11 protein-coding genes and 1 other annotated feature are annotated in these 15,765 nt (G+C 39.9%); of the genes, 4 read left to right on the top strand and 7 right to left on the bottom strand.

Translation table 11 applies throughout. The annotated features are described in order from the left end of the window. Window positions 1-68 precede the first annotated feature (68 nt). The 3 genes from C0966_RS11275 to C0966_RS11265 all read right to left on the bottom strand — a co-directional run bounded on the left by C0966_RS11275 (window position 69) and on the right by C0966_RS11265 (window position 2,670). A complete protein-coding gene (locus C0966_RS11275) occupies window positions 69-1,250 on the bottom strand; it encodes an acetoin utilization protein AcuC (protein ID WP_274855561.1) in 1,182 nt (393 codons plus the stop codon). Continuing rightward, on the bottom strand, window positions 1,247-1,894 hold the full coding sequence (locus C0966_RS11270) for an acetoin utilization AcuB family protein (RefSeq protein ID WP_274855559.1): 648 nt from the start codon (window positions 1,892-1,894) through the stop codon (window positions 1,247-1,249). The genes C0966_RS11275 and C0966_RS11270 overlap by 4 nt, the downstream gene beginning before the upstream one ends. A 143-nt stretch (window positions 1,895-2,037) precedes the next feature. Further along, entirely contained in the window at window positions 2,038-2,670 is a 633-nt protein-coding gene (locus C0966_RS11265; protein WP_274855557.1) for a GNAT family N-acetyltransferase, read from the bottom strand. A 212-nt stretch (window positions 2,671-2,882) separates the two neighbouring features. On the opposite strand from C0966_RS11265, the gene acsA reads away from it, so the two are divergent. Beyond that, on the top strand, window positions 2,883-4,601 hold the full coding sequence (acsA, locus tag C0966_RS11260) for an acetate--CoA ligase (RefSeq protein ID WP_274855555.1): 1,719 nt from the start codon (window positions 2,883-2,885) through the stop codon (window positions 4,599-4,601). Window positions 4,602-4,653: 52 nt separating this feature from the next. Here acsA and C0966_RS11255 read toward each other — a convergent pair whose 3' ends face one another. Further along, window positions 4,654-7,536 (bottom strand): transglycosylase domain-containing protein, encoded by a 2,883-nt coding sequence (locus C0966_RS11255; RefSeq protein ID WP_274855553.1) that lies wholly within the window; start codon window positions 7,534-7,536, stop codon window positions 4,654-4,656. 356 nt (window positions 7,537-7,892) lie between these two features. Next, window positions 7,893-8,109, top strand: a binding site (T-box leader). Between the two features lie 61 nt (window positions 8,110-8,170). Between C0966_RS11255 and tyrS the strand changes: the two genes are divergently transcribed. Next, window positions 8,171-9,430: a tyrosine--tRNA ligase gene (gene tyrS, locus C0966_RS11250; RefSeq protein ID WP_274855551.1), complete on the top strand. Its 1,260-nt coding sequence runs from the start codon at window positions 8,171-8,173 to the stop codon at window positions 9,428-9,430. A gap of 90 nt (window positions 9,431-9,520) precedes the next feature. Here the strand turns inward: tyrS and C0966_RS11245 are convergent, their stop codons facing one another. Both C0966_RS11245 and rpsD read right to left on the bottom strand, forming a co-directional pair. Continuing rightward, window positions 9,521-10,981 carry an aldehyde dehydrogenase family protein gene (locus C0966_RS11245; RefSeq protein WP_274855550.1) on the bottom strand — a complete coding sequence of 487 codons (1,461 nt, stop codon included), beginning with the start codon at window positions 10,979-10,981 and terminating at the stop codon, window positions 9,521-9,523. Between the two features lie 312 nt (window positions 10,982-11,293). Beyond that, window positions 11,294-11,896 (bottom strand): 30S ribosomal protein S4, encoded by a 603-nt coding sequence (gene rpsD, locus C0966_RS11240; RefSeq protein WP_274855548.1) that lies wholly within the window; start codon window positions 11,894-11,896, stop codon window positions 11,294-11,296. Between the two features lie 502 nt (window positions 11,897-12,398). On the opposite strand from rpsD, the gene C0966_RS11235 reads away from it, so the two are divergent. Next, window positions 12,399-14,291 carry a sensor domain-containing diguanylate cyclase gene (locus tag C0966_RS11235; RefSeq protein ID WP_274855547.1) on the top strand — a complete coding sequence of 631 codons (1,893 nt, stop codon included), beginning with the start codon at window positions 12,399-12,401 and terminating at the stop codon, window positions 14,289-14,291. A gap of 195 nt (window positions 14,292-14,486) precedes the next feature. Here C0966_RS11235 and C0966_RS11230 read toward each other — a convergent pair whose 3' ends face one another. Beyond that, entirely contained in the window at window positions 14,487-14,966 is a 480-nt protein-coding gene (locus tag C0966_RS11230; protein WP_274855546.1) for a GAF domain-containing protein, read from the bottom strand. A 154-nt stretch (window positions 14,967-15,120) separates the two neighbouring features. On the opposite strand from C0966_RS11230, the gene refZ reads away from it, so the two are divergent. Next, window positions 15,121-15,756 (top strand): forespore capture DNA-binding protein RefZ, encoded by a 636-nt coding sequence (refZ, locus tag C0966_RS11225; RefSeq protein ID WP_274855545.1) that lies wholly within the window; start codon window positions 15,121-15,123, stop codon window positions 15,754-15,756. Window positions 15,757-15,765: the final 9 nt, after the last annotated feature.

Genomic DNA, 15,765 nt, shown 5'->3' with positions numbered 1-15,765 from the left:
CCGAAATATGATCAGGCTGACTTCACAAATAACGGCGGAGCATGAATTGCCCCGTCGTTATTTGTTTACTATGATTCATTTTTTGTCTCGGATTTTTTTCGGTTGCGGATAGGATAAAGCGCATTTTCAAGCGTTTGAGCATTTTTTTCTGTAATTTCTGGCTTACGGGGGATGGGAGGATACAGATTTTCAGGGTCATCCCATTCGGACGGTAAAGCGACCGGCGCTTTTTCCTGCCATGCTTTTATCCAATCCTCAGGCAAACTGCCGTAACAATTGGAGTTTTCTGTCATTTCTAACCAGATCAATGCCCAGGCTCTTGGAACAACTCGCCAAATATCATAGCCTCCGCCACCTACGGCGATCCATCGGCCGTTACAATATTGATGGGCAATTTCATGTGCCAGTTTCGGAATTTCCCGAAAAATTTTTACCGTAGCTGATAAATGTGTAAGCGGATCATAATAATGCGAGTCTGCCCCATTTTGCGTCAGAAGTACATCAGGTTTAAAAAAATCTGCAACTTCACGGACAGCATTTGTATAAGCATAGAGCCATGATTCGTCTTCTGTAAATGCGTCCACCGGAATGTTAAAAGAGTACCCGTATCCTTTTCCCTGCCCCCTTTCATTTACATTTCCTGTTCCTGGAAAGAGATAACGCCCTGTTTCATGTATTGACAATGTACAGACTGTTGGGTCATCGTAAAATGACCATTGCACACCATCCCCGTGGTGGGCATCTGTATCAATATAGAGAACCCGTGCATCATATTTTTTCTGCAAATATTTAATCGCAACAGAACTATCATTATAAATACAGAATCCCGAAGCTTTTCCCCTGAATCCATGATGGAGGCCGCCGCCAAGATGGAGTGCATGTGTTGCTTTTCCTTCCATAACGTAGTCGACTGCAGTTAACGTTCCTCCTACAAGCAAGGAGCTTGCTTCATGCATATTTGGGAAGATTGGAGTATCTTCAGTGCCAAGCCCGTAGTTCTCAGCGATATTTTTATCAAGCAGCCCCTTCCCTGCTTTTTTCACAGCGTCGACATATTCGGGGGAGTGGAACAAGTGAAGTTCTTCTTCGGTTGCAGAACGGGGACGGACGATCTGTTTTTCATCTATTGCATTGAGTTTTATTAATAAATCCAATGTCAGTTTTAAGCGAAATTGATTAAAAGGGTGATGATTGCTGAATTTATAGTTCAGCAAGTCTTCAGAATATACAAAGACCGCATTGTCTCTCATGATTTGATCCCCGGAAAGTTAGGCCATAATACCCGGAGGCCTTCTTTTTTGAGATCGTTAATGATATTGATAGGATTCATTGTTTGCACCCTTATAACCAAAATTTTGTATCCTTCTTCTTTTTTATCAGGATAAACAAGAACGCTCTGGATGTTAGTGTTATGGCTGTGTATGACATTGGCAATTTTCCAAAGCATCCCTTCTTTGTTTGGAACCTTTACTTCGATTAGCGAGCCAGGCTGATGGGCCCCTGTTAATTCCACAAGAGTGTGAAACAGATCTGTTTCCGTAATAATACCTACAAGCCTGTTGTCTTTCATTATGGGCAGGCATCCGATTTTATGTTCATAAAACAGGGCAGCGACTTCTTCAACGAAATCGAGAGGATGACCGGTGATGATATCTGTTTTCATGATACTTTCCAATGGTTTTTCCATTATATCTTTCCGCTCTGCTTCTTCCAATATTGATGGAGCAGCTTCTTTAATATCCCTATCAGTAACTAAACCGACTAATTGATTTTGCTGATTAACGATGGGAAGATGACGGATTTTCTTTTCACGCATAAGCGAAATAGCATCCGCAATTGTGTTATCAGGAAATAATGTTACCACATTTGTTTTCATAATTTCTTCAACTAGCATCTAATATCACCTCCATCTTTTATTGTCCAGCTGCAGCGGCAAGCCCCTCGAGGTCATAAGCCAAATCACTCCGGAGGTTTAATAACCTCCTGAGTGATTCGTCTTATGCTTGTCGGGGCTGAGCGAGCCGCTTCCGCTTTTCTTTAATAAATAAATCGATTCTTAAAGCGCAGCCGGTCAAATTTTTGAATGGATTCAAAATTCACCCGGCTTCCGATTTTAGCCATTAAACAATTTGCAGGATGGGAGCAAATTTCAGGATCGTCGGTCGCATAATATTGCAGGCCGCCGGCATTCATCATTTTTTCCATGACCTTTCTGTATTCCCAGACATTCAATCCTGTTCCTTTTAAATCCCAGTGCCAATAATATTCAGTTGTTATAATAATATAATCTTCCATTGCATCATCCATCATAGAAACTCTTAAAAGATTTTTTCCGACAGAATATCCTCTGAACTTTGGGATTACCTCAATTGCTCCGAGCTCGATCAGATTGTCCAAATTTCCTTCCGACCATCTTTCTAACGGGTCGGGGTATAAATAGGTTACATATCCGACAATTGTTTGCCTGTGCCTTGCAATAATAATTCTTCCTTCGGGCAGTCCGGCAATTTCTATTAAAGCTTTATGCTGCTGTTGAGGTGGCCGAAAAGCAACAAGGTCTTTATGAAATTCATAGTCCGCCAGTTTTTCAGGAGTAATTGGGCCCTCTATGATTAAGTCGCCATGAGGAGTTTTCAGTTCCAAAGCGTTATAAGTTTTTTTATGTTTCATTAAGTCACCCACCCGAAAAAACAAATAATGGTTAATAATATTATACATAAAAACTCTTATATTAAAGCGTTTTCAATTAATATTCTTTAATTTGTTAAAATATCAGCAATAATCATTGATAGAGTATAATTTAATTATTATACAAAGAATATTTTAAAAATTAGGAATTTGTAATATAATAAGGACAAATTTATGAAAAAGGGGGATACGGCATGAAAGTCGAAACGCTGCCAGTGATAAAGGGGACCCATAATTTAGAAAATTATGAAGAAATGTATGAGCGGTTTGATTGGAAGGAAACTGAGAAACACTTTACATGGTATGAAACCGGTCGGGTGAATATGGCTTATGAAGCGATAGACCGCCATGCAGAATCTTTTAGAAAAAATAAGATTGCTCTTTATTACCGGGACGGTTCCCGCAATGAGAAATATACGTTTAAAGAAATGAAAGAATACTCAAATAAAGCAGGCAACATCCTTAAAACTTATGGCGATGTTGAAAAAGGCGACAGGGTGTTTATTTTTATGCCTCGTTCTCCTGAACTCTATTTTGCACTCCTTGGCGCTATTAAAATTGGAGCTATCGTCGGACCGCTTTTTGAAGCTTTCATGGAAGGTGCAGTCCGCGACCGCCTGGAAGACAGCGGAGCAAAAGTTCTTGTGACAACTCCTGAACTTCTTGGAAGAGTTCCTGTGAATGAACTTCCAGAACTAAAAACTATTTTCCTTGTCGGCAATAACATTGAAGAGCAGGGGCCATATATTGATTTTAATAAAAGGCTTGCCGAAGCAAGCAAACAATTGGATATTGAATGGGTCGACCGGACAGACGGGCTGATTCTCCACTATACTTCAGGTTCAACCGGGAAGCCAAAAGGCGTGTTGCATGTCCATAATGCAATGCTTCAACAATATCAAACTGCAAAGTGGGTTCTTGATTTAAAAGAGGAGGATACTTATTGGTGTACTGCTGATCCTGGCTGGGTAACGGGAACTTCATACGGTATATTCGGCCCTTGGCTTACAGGCGCATCAAATGTGGTTATCGGCGGCCGCTTTAACCCTGAAACGTGGTATAAAATGATTGAAGAATTTGGAGTGACTGTCTGGTACAGTGCACCGACTGCATTTAGAATGTTGATGGGTGCCGGCGATGAAATCGTTAAGAAGTTCGATTTGAGCAGTCTCCGCCACATTTTGAGCGTTGGCGAGCCTCTTAATCCTGAAGTAATAAGATGGGGGATGAAAGTATTTAATCTTCGTATTCATGATACATGGTGGATGACAGAAACCGGTGCGCATCTGATTTGTAATTATCCATGCATGGAGATAAAGCCGGGATCGATGGGGAAACCAATTCCTGGCGTTAAAGCTGCGATTGTTGATGATCAAGGCAATGAATTGCCTCCGTACCGGATGGGAAATCTGGCAATTAAAAAAGGCTGGCCTTCCATGATGTATGCCATCTGGAATAATCCGCAAAAATATGAATCTTACTTTTTACCGGGAGACTGGTATATTTCCGGTGACTCTGCTTATATGGATGAAGACGGCTATTTCTGGTTCCAAGGCCGTGTCGATGATGTCATTATGACATCCGGTGAACGTGTTGGCCCATTCGAAGTGGAAAGCAAGCTTGTTGAACATCCGGCTATTGCCGAAGCAGGGGTAATCGGCATACCGGATCCTGTTCGCGGTGAAATTATAAAGGCGTTCGTTGCCTTGCGGGATGGGTATGAAGCAACCGAAGAGCTGAAAGAGGATATCCGCCAATTTGTTAAAACTGGTCTGGCTGCACACGCTTCTCCAAGAGAAATTGAATTCCGCGATAAACTTCCAAAGACCCGAAGCGGAAAAATCATGCGCCGTGTCCTCAAAGCATGGGAGCTTAACTTGCCAACAGGAGATTTATCAACGATGGAAGATTAATTAAATGTAAAAAAGCTGAACCGCTGTAATCAACGGTTCAGCTTTTTGTATGCTATTGACCTGTTCCGATATTCACGTTTTCACTTGAAGGGGCTTCACCTGTACTGCCGCCGTTTCTATTTCCAGGTGGGGTTTGGCCATTTCCGCCGGTAGAACCGCCATCTCCTTTACCGGGATCTTTCCCTTCAGCGGGAACTTCAGGACTTGCTTCAGGTTTTTTTCCGATTTCAATGATGTTGGAAGGAGGAGATTCATTTCCGGCTATATCAACTGCTGTCACATAATAACTGCCAACAGCTGCGTTAAAGGATAAAGAAGAGCCGGCTTTTATGCTTGCAATTTTTGCCCCATTTTTATAGACACGGTAGCCGATGACATCATAATCCTGATGTTTTGACCATACAATCGTGTTGCCTGAATTTTTTATATTTAAGGCTCCAGGTTTCCGTCCGTTATCTGCAAGCCTATCTTGAGGAACTAAAATTTTTGACCAACGGTCTTTATTTGGAATAAGCTGTTGTGGATCAGCCTTTATACCGAATATTTTCTCAATGTAATCAGGATTCAGGATTAATCCTGATTCAGCAAATTCGGCAGGAGTTGAATCCAAAGCTAAATATTTTTTATCGCCTACACGGACAAATTTGCCTTCTATTAAACTATCATCAACTTTTGTCGGCACATATTTGGCATTAAATAAATCTGTTTCCACGAGGCCTGCTCTAACACAAGCATCGGAAGGCGATAAACCGGATGTTGCACAGAAGGACCGTCTTACAATACCGCCCGGCATCTTGAATTGTTCATCCGGGTTCACAAGCTTAGGATTTATATCATAAGCAGCATTTATTAAATCGGCCCATAAATATAAGTTCCTTAAGCTGTAGCTTAAACCGCCGCTTTTTAATGATTTCGGCGTATCATAACCGGTCCAAATTCCAAAAGTTACGTTTGGATTGGTTGCGACAAACCAAGCATCATGGTATTCGTGCCCTGTTCCAGTCTTTCCTGCCCAATCGGACCTGAATTTTAATCTGCTGTTTAAGGAAGCTGCAGTACCGCTTGTAATGACGTCTCTCATCATATCAAGTGTTAAATAAGCGGTTTGCGGGCTGAAAACTTCTACCGGTTTCACTTCATGCTGGTAAATGACATTTCCGTTTTTATCAACAATTTTATCAATCAAATAGGCATCGATGAATTTTCCGCCATTTGCAAATGTTGCAAAAGCATTTGTATTTTCTTCAACCGTTACCCCGTTTTCCAATGAACCGATTGCAGTTGCCAGGTTTGTATAATCCTTTTCAATTAACGATGTAAAGCCCATCTTTTTTAAATAATCAGCAGGTCTATGCCCGATAATATCTTTGTACAATTTAACAGCAGGAACATTATATGATTTTGCCAGAGCGTGCCTTGCTGATACTAAGCCGCTGTAGCGGAGATCGTAGTTCATTGGCCAAGGCCGGTTCAATCCTGGAGCAAGATATAAAGGAACGTCAGGCAAAATCGTACCTGGAGCAGCTTTTCCAAGTTCAAAAGCCGGTGCATAAACGAGAAGGGGCTTCATTGTAGATCCATTTTGACGGACAGCACTTGTTGCATGGTTTAACTGTTCCCGCTTATAATCTCGGCCGCCGACAAAACTGATAATTTTGCCTGTTTTGTTTTCAATTAGAATGGCTCCGACTTCTACAGGCTCCATGATCGTCTTTTTTTCCTCAGTTGCAGGATCGGTTATTTCTTGAGGTTTATCAGGGCCGTAATAAGGATAATGATCTTTTACTGTTTGCATTGCGTCATAGATTTTCTTATCGATTGTCGTATGAATCTCGTATCCGTTTTGGCGAAGATCCCGGTCGGCAATCGCCATATATTCTTCCCGCAATTTTTGATCAGATTCAAGATCCTTTTCTTCATATCCGTCTTTTTTCGCTAAAATCTTTGCCAAAATTTCTACGGACCGCTTTTCAATTTCAATCGTCAGCCACGGGTATTTTTCCTGAGGGCTTGGAATGTATGGAGCAAAATCTTTCGTAATATCATAGGCAAGGGCTTCTTCGTATTGCTTCTGATTGATTTTCCCGCTATCATACATCCTTTTTAAAACCGTTTTCATCCTTGTTAAGCCCGGTTCAAGGTTTTCTTTTATTTCCCCCTTATTCGTGAAAGGGGTGTATGCAAACGGGCTCTGGGGAAGTCCTGCTATAAAAGCAGCCTGGGGCAGGTTTAAATCCTTTGCATTAATACCAAAAATACCTTTGGCTGCTGCTTGGACGCCGGCAATATTTCTTCCCGAAGAATTGCGGCCAAACGTTGCAACATTTAAATACGCTTCCAAAATTTCCTTTTTATCGAAAAATTTCTCCAACCGGAGCGCCAATAATATTTCTTTTGCTTTCCGTTCAAACGAAATTTCATTTGTTAAAATTTGGTTTTTTATTAACTGCTGCGTCAGTGTGCTTCCGCCTGTTTGCGTTGGTGAATTGGTCACTTCCTGCAAAATTGCGCGAATGATTGCTTTCGGAACAACGCCGTCATGTTCGTAGAAGTATTCGTCTTCGGTTGCTATGATCGCATTAATTAAATGTTCGGAAACCTCGTCAAGCTTTGCTTCTTCACGATCAATGTCACTCCGCAGCTTGCCTAAATAGACATTATTGGCAAAATAAAGCTCCGAAGTTTCTTCGTAGCTATATATATCCTTTTTCAAGTTCTCGTAAGAGCGGATAGGCTCATCCTTTACTAGAGAAGCGAAATAGCCGGCACCGACTCCGCCGGCAAATGCACTTCCAAGCACAATCACAATTAAAAAAATAAGAAATAAATTCCATGCAACCTGATAAGTGATTCGTGCTCCTTTAATCGTTCTTTTATTTGAAAGAAGACTAAGCCACGATCTAAATCGTTCCTTCCAAATTTGCTTATCATTCATTTGATCAGTCCCCCTAAAATCACATACATTATAGCATATCAAAGTTTCTAAGATGACAAGCTTCAACATTTTTCTGAAATTTCCTGTATGAGATTGACAATTACATGGGAAGTATGATAAGAATGTTTTATCCCGCATTAACGGGCAGTAAGCCCCCCACTTTAAGCTATAGAGGAATCGAAGAAGCTAGGTGGGGGATAACCGCCCGTAAAAGCCCGATTGGTTCAACTAACCATCAGTGGGGGATGAACGCCTACTTAAAGCGCCACGTCCTTATGTCTTTGTCGGCACTCGTACATCCTGTACTTCGAATAACCCCCACTGACGGAAGTTTCACTTTATCGTAAATTAATAATGATTAAGCAATGACGGGAACAAGTAGTGGTTCTATCCCTGTTTCAGAAAGCCGGCGGCTGATGTGAGCCGGTACATATAGAAGCATGAATTACCTCCCTGAGCATTTGCTGTGAAAGATGAAAGTAGCAGTAAACGGTTAAGCCGTTACCTTTAATGAGTGGAGGGCAACATATGTCCTCAATTTGGGTGGTACCGCGCATGTTTTGCGTCCCTGCTTTTGATGCAGGGGCTTTTTTGTTTTTACAGGTAAAAATATCGTTTAAGGAGGATGGCAGTCATGAATTTACTGGAAGATTTGCAATGGAGAGGAATCATTTATCAGCAAACCGATGAAGAAGGAATTAAAGAAATCTTAAATAAAGAGAAAATTTCATTATATTGCGGTATTGACCCGACTGCAGACAGTATGCATATCGGGCATCTGCTGCCGTTTTTGACGCTGCGGCGTTTTCAAAATGAAGGACACCGCCCGATTGTACTTGTCGGGGGGGCAACAGGACTAATCGGCGATCCAAGCGGAAAGAGCGAGGAGAGAAAGCTGCAAACGATTGAAGCAATCCGGCATAATGTGGAAGCACTCCAAAAACAGCTTCGAAGAATCTTTGATTTTGAGGGCGAATCCGGAGCGATCCTTGTAAATAACTATGATTGGATCGGTTCAATGGATGTTGTCACATTCCTTCGTGACTACGGAAAACATGTGGGCGTTAATTACATGTTGGCAAAAGACACAATTGCTTCCCGCCTTGAAACAGGCATTTCTTTTACAGAATTTACGTATACGATTTTACAGGCGATGGACTTTTTGCATTTGTATGAACACCATAATTGTAAAATGCAAATTGGCGGAAGTGACCAGTGGGGCAATATTACGACAGGACTTGAACTTATCCGAAAAATGCAACCGGAAGGTGCGAAAGCATATGGTTTAACTATCCCGCTTGTTACAAAAGCAGACGGAACAAAGTTCGGAAAAACGGAAAGTGGAGCAGTATGGCTTGATCCGGAGAAAACATCTCCTTATGAGTTCTATCAATTCTGGATTAATACAGCTGATGCAGATGTTGTAAAATACTTGAAATACTTTACGTTCCTTTCCCGTGAAGAAATTGAGGAGCTTGAAAAATCTGTACAGGAAGAGCCTCATTTACGCAAAGCCCAAAAAGCGCTTGCAGAAGAGATGACACGTCTGATTCACGGAGAAGAAGCGCTGCAGCAAGCAATAAAGATTTCCGAAGCGCTGTTTAGCGGCGACGTGAAAAATTTATCTGCGGCAGAAATTAAGCAGGGCTTTAAAGATGTGCCATCATATGAGCATACTTCAGGTGAAGAAATTGGAATTATTGATTTGCTTGTGGCCGCAAAAATCTCCCCTTCAAAACGCCAGGCCCGTGAAGATGTCTCAAATGGAGCAATTTATGTAAATGGTGAGCGAATTACTGATGTGGGTTATGTACTTGGAGATCAAGATCGGATAGAAGGGCAATTTACGATTATCCGTCGTGGCAAAAAGAAGTATTTCCTTATTAAATATTAATGAACAAAGCCTTCCATTCCGGAAGGCTTTGTTCATTAAAAATAATATTGGATCTTGCTACAGTACTTGAACCTAGGTGATTTTTATTTATTAAAACGGAAATTTTCGGTATTGTTGTTGGACTGAAACCCATTTTGTCACTGTAAATTCTTCTACAATCCATGGATTTCCGAAACGGCCTAATCCACTTTCTTTTGTTCCTCCAAATGGCATATTCGCTTGAAGGTTAACCGATTGGTCATTTACATGCGTCATTCCGCTATCAATCTCTAAAGCTAGTTTTGTTCCTTTTTCAAGATCAGATGTAAATACAGCCGAACTTAAGCCATATTCGGTTCTATTCGCCATTTCAATCGCTTGTTCATCTGTTTCCGCTTTTATCATCATTGCAATCGGTGAAAACACTTCCGTTTGAGCCAACTTACTATCATTATCTACATCTACAAATACAGTTGGAGTTAAGATATTTCCAACTCGTTTTCCTTCCAATGCTACCTTAATTCCATCTGCTTTTGCATCTTCAATTATTTTTAATGCTTTTTCTAACTGGCGTTGGTCAATAATCGGTCCAATCACATTTTCACGATTGCGTGGATCTCCATACGGTACCTCTTTGGCTCGTTCCACAAATTTCTGTACAAATTCATCATACACATCTTTATGAACAATGAATCGATTTGCAATTATACAAATTTGGCCTTGGTGTAAAAACTTCCCAAATATTGCTGCCTCCACTGCGCGATCTACATCAGCATCGCTCAACACGACAAACGGGCCATTTCCGCCTAATTCCAATGCCACCCGTTTTAAAGCTCCACCGGCAACAGCTCCGACACGCTTTCCTGCCTCTGTGGATCCGGTAAAGCTGACCATCTTAGCATGAGGATTTGTTAACATTTCATCTCCGATTTCTCTCGAATTCGTTAAAACCACATTAAGTACACCTTTTGGCAATCCGGCATATTCAAACGCTGCTGCAATAATCGAGCCTCCGGTTAAGGCAGTTTTCAAATCCGGTTTATGAACGACAGCATTCCCTAATGCAATCGCAGGAGCAATGGTTCTCATCGATATAAATAACGGGAAATTAAATGGAGAAATCGATGAAATAACTCCCAGCGGTAATCGATAAATTCGATTCGTTTTTCCTTCGATAGGAGAAGGAAGTTCTTTATACGTATAAATCTCTTCTGTCATTTTTTCCGCTTCTACTAATTCATCTAACGAAACTAGATATTCCATTTCCGCTTTTATATATGAGCTGCCTGTTTCTACTACAAGGGCCTCTAAAATTGATTCTTTATTCTCTTTAAGATACTCTATTGTTTTCTGGATGACCGCTTTTCTTTCCTCTGCAGAAGATTTCGCCCATTTTTTCTGTGCTTGTTGCGCCGCTTCAAAAGCTTCCTTTGTTTGTTCTGTTGTGGCTAATTTTACTGTCGTAATAACAGAATCATCATAAGGATTTAAAATATCAATGGATTTCGTACTTAATCCTTCAACCCATTCACCATTAATAAAACTTTTGTTTAGTTCAAGATATTGTTTCATACAATGAATACTCCCTTCTTTGATGAAAGATCTGCGTAGTTATTTCATTCCAGGTGGTCTAAGACAGGGATTAAACCTGCGAGAGATCTTTAAAATCTCGTATCTTTATAAAGACCATTTCATAAAATGAAGATCAATTCAATTCTTATGCTCTCAGATTTTATTAAATAAAAAACCTCCCTTGGTTGTAAACGTTTTCGAACATATCTTAATACCATTTCCTTATAATTTCAAATTTCCTGCTTTCTCCCGCAAATTTGGAACTCCTGAGTGCAAAAAAAAACCAGCCAAACATGGCTGGTTTTCGTGCTATTAACGAGAATAGAACTCAACGATAAGAGCTTCGTTAATTTCAGCAGGAAGTTCAGAACGCTCCGGCAAGCGAGTGTATGTTCCTTCTAGTTTGTCAGCATCAAAAGTTAAGAAGTCAGGAACGAAGTTGTTTAATTCAATCGCTTCTTTAATGATGTCAAGGTTGCGTGATTTTTCACGAACGCTGATTGTTTGGCCAGGTGTTACACGGTAAGATGGGATATCTACGCGAGAACCATCTACTAAAATATGTCCGTGGTTTACAAGCTGGCGAGCTTGACGGCGAGTACGAGCCAAGCCTAAACGGTAAACAACGTTGTCCAAACGTGATTCAAGAAGAATCAAGAAGTTTTCACCGTGGATACCAGGCATTTTTCCTGCTTTGTCAAAAAGGTTGCGGAATTGGCGTTCGTTTACTCCGTACATATGACGAAGCTTTTGTTTTTCCTGCAATTGCAATCCATATTCAGTAAGCTTCTTGCGTTGGTTTGGACCATGTTGTCCAGGAGCGTAAGGACGCTTTTCTAATTCTTTCCCGGTACCGCTCAGGGAAATACCAAGACGGCGGGAAATTTTCCAGCTTGGACCGGTATAACGAGCCATGAATGACTCCTCCTTTATGTTTTTATTTAGGTAAAATAAAAACAGTTGTGAAACAACAATCGTGCACATTTTGTTTTCATGTACCTTCGCCCCAGCAGCAGAGGGTTACCCAATACACCATCGCAGAGACTGTCTCTTGCGAGGAACAAAATGATACACTAAGGTGTTCACACAGGCTGCAATATTTTACACAAAGAATATTATATAGTTTTTCAAAATGTAAAGTCAAGGTTTTTTTGGCGATTGCATCGTCGGCCATACGAAATATTTTTTCATATTTAAGAAATGATGAAAAAAGATATGATATAATAAAAATTACAGTTTTTGTGAAAAAGAGTGATCGAATTGAAATAAATGGTGTAAAATTGTAACTTTTGTAAGGGAATAGACATTTTTTATAGGAAATTTTACTCATTCATATATATAATAAGGGTTATAGGAAAAGAATTTTTGATATAGATCATAATTTTTAACTCTGCAGAGATAATTAGGTGATGATGGAATGGATCTGCTTGAAAGCCATATGATTCTGAAATTAAAAAGCCGATTATTTGATATGATTGATCCCGACAAAGGCTTATTAAACTATGATATATTAATTGAAGAAATGCTTGGTGCTATCAGAAGTTTAACGAAGGCTTCTGAAGTGAATTTTTATTGCTGTAATGAATGGAACAAGAAGCTTGTCGTAGAGTCTTCAACGAACAGAAATTTCAAACAAACGTTTATTCCCCGGAAAATTTCATGTGCCGAGTTCGAAAAATTGGCCCAAAAAAGCTCGGTTTACCGTGATCATCTTCCGATTCCGGGTTTTGAAACGGATGATCTGTTCTTATTCATTCGCAGAGAAGCTAATTGTTTCGGCTTATTAACTTTAAAAGAAGACATTCCATCCAGCTTTGAGCACTTTTCAGATGAATTTCTAAAAGAATTAAGCGAGCAATGCGGGATTTTTCTCATTAAAATTCAATCACTGACAAAAATTGTGATCGAAAAAAAAAGATATCAGCAGCTTTTCCGGGTGACGGAGAAATTTCACTCTTCAATGAAAATAGATGATGTTTTAGGAGAGATCATTTACACATTGCAGGAAGTTTATCCGACATTTACATATTATTTGCTTCTGTCCCATGATAATAACAGCCATGGAGATCTGCCGATTAAGGATTTAGAGTATGATAGTGAAAATATTGCTGCCATGCAGGCATATGTAACGGGTACAATCCAAATTGAAGATTCTTTACAGGAGAAACGGTCCGTGCTTTATGCACCTTTAAAAGGAAAGCAGGGTGTGTACGGTGTTTTGCAGGTTATTGCGCCGGATTCTCTTGTTTTTCCGAAGAACGAGGTTGAATTTATTACACTTCTTGCAAATACAGCCGGCGGAGCACTTGAAAATGCTCAGCTGTACCAGCAATCAAGAAAATTAATCGCCGACCTTCAATTGATTAATGAAACGTCACAACGGCTTAATTCAAACCTGCGGCTGACTGAAATGATGACATTTATGTCTGAGCAGATCATTAGTTCGTTTGATGCACAGGAAGTCGGATTTATTATTCTTCTCGAAGACGATGAGAAATATGAAGTTGTGAAAGGAAGCACTTCGTTTTTCTTTACGGAGCCGGCAAATCATTATATTAAATATATAAAAAATAAAATTCAAAAAGAAAAAGACTCTCTTTTTATCGGAGATTTGAATCTGCAGCTTGAAATCATAAGTGAACGGTTCAGGTCCATTATGGCTGTTCCGATGGTACAAAGCGAAAAATTGAAAGGGTTTACGCTTGTTATGCATCGTGATCCTTATCATTTTTCGTTTGAAACATTTAAATTGCTTCAATCGCTGATTCACCACTCAACACTTGCATTAACCAATTCGATGCTTCGGGAGGAGCTTGAAAGAATGGTTGTAACTGACCATCTGACGAAGCTATATTCCCGCAATTATTTGGATGAGCGCATTCATCTTTCTATGGCAGAGGATGATATGGGTACATTTATCTTAGTTGACATTGATAATTTTAAATTGATTAATGATACATATGGCCATCAAGTTGGGGACGAAATTCTTGTTCAGGTGGCGAATATGATACTTGACAATATTCGGAACACGGATATTGGCGCCAGATGGGGCGGTGAAGAACTGGCCATTTATTTGCCGCGAGTTTCGATCGATAAAGGTGCTTTAATTGCTGAAAGACTGGTCAAAAAGGTGTCCGAAAACACCAACCCGCCAATAACGATTTCCTGCGGTGTTTCTTATTGGACATCCGGAAGCGATGATACTTTAAAAAGCTTGTTTAAACGTGCAGACAAAGCACTTTATAGAGCAAAGGGTACAGGAAAAAACAAGGTGGTTATACAAGAAGAAGACACCGGACTGAAGGTTTAAGATTTAGGATGTATGGTAGAATGACAAATCAGTTCGAGTGTTCAAAAAATTGCAAAAAAGCAGATCCGAAAAAATCAATTTCTTCTAAATTATGAGTCTTTAACCTCGTTTATGAGCTGTTGTTCTACATGTATGAGCTTTCGTTTCAATATAAACACAAAAAAACCGGGCTTTTAGGATTTAGCCCGGTTTTACTTATAAATATTGTACGAGCACTTCTGTAAATTTTTCTAATTTCTCCTGATCCAATTCATCGAAACGACTTTTTTCCGGCGAATCGATGTCGAGGACTCCCAATAATTCTCCGTTTTTGATCATGGGCACAACGATTTCTGATTGGGAGGCAGGGTCACATGCAATATGTCCAGGAAAAAGATGGACGTCTTCTACCCTGATTGTTTTCCGCAATTGAGCGGATGTACCGCAAACTCCTTTTCCAAGCGGGATGCGGACACATGCAGGAAGACCTTGGAACGGACCAAGAACGAGCTCTTCTCCATCCATCAAATAAAAACCTACCCAATTTGTACGGTCTAAAAACTGTTTTAATAAAGCCGAAGCATTGCTTAAATTTGCAATTCGATTTGTTTCTCCTTCGAGGAGAGACTTAAGCTGCTTAATAACAAGCTCATAGTTTTCCTCTTTAGAACCACGATATTTTTCGACTTGAAACACCGTTTTCACCTTGCTTTCAGGGATTTTAATATAAATTCTATCAAAAACAGCAGAAAAAGAGGAGACTTTGTCGAGAATTAATTAAAGGAAATGGTACGAGAAATAAAGAATGGTAATGTATGACTGAAAAATGGCGGAGAGGGAGGGCAGCCGGGTGCGAAAAAATTCAAAAGAGGCAATTGTGAATGCAGCCATTGAATTGTTCAATACAAAGGGATATAACGGTACATCGGTGCGGGATATTGCAGAAAAAGCGAATGTTAACCCAGCCAATATTTCTTATTATTTTCAAAATAAACACGGGTTATTAGAGTACTGTTTTACGGCATTTTTCGAAAATTATCTGGCCGAAATTGAAAAAGGTTTTTCCCTGCTAGATGCGGGTGCTGCGTTTTGCCTGAAACAAATAGCCACAAACGTTATCGAATTCCAATGTAAAAACATCCATTTAACTAGGTTTATACTCAGGGAAATGTCAATCGATTCACAAGTTGTCCGGGAAATTATGTCTACCTATTATGTCAAAGAGCGCTACTTATTTCATAAAATTATTGAAAAAGGAATGGAACAAAAGGAGTTTAGAAGCCATTCTGTTTCTTATCTGATTTTGCAATTTAAAAGCCTCTTGTCTATGCCTTTCTTAAATACCCACTATGTAACAGAAGTATTGCATGTTTTTCTTCATGAAAAATACTTTGCAAAAAAATATTTGCAGGAAATTTTTCAGTGGATTGACGGAGTTTTGTGTACGCCTCCGTCAGAGGTAAAAAAAGAGGCAGTAATCAATTAAATGGGTCTG

Origin of the sequence: Bacillus methanolicus (assembly GCF_028888695.1) — a bacterium.
Taxonomy (GTDB): domain Bacteria; phylum Bacillota; class Bacilli; order Bacillales; family Cytobacillaceae; genus Bacillus_Z; species Bacillus_Z methanolicus_B.
Note: the sequence above shows the minus strand (reverse complement) of the source record. Positions and strands in the feature narration are given on the sequence as shown.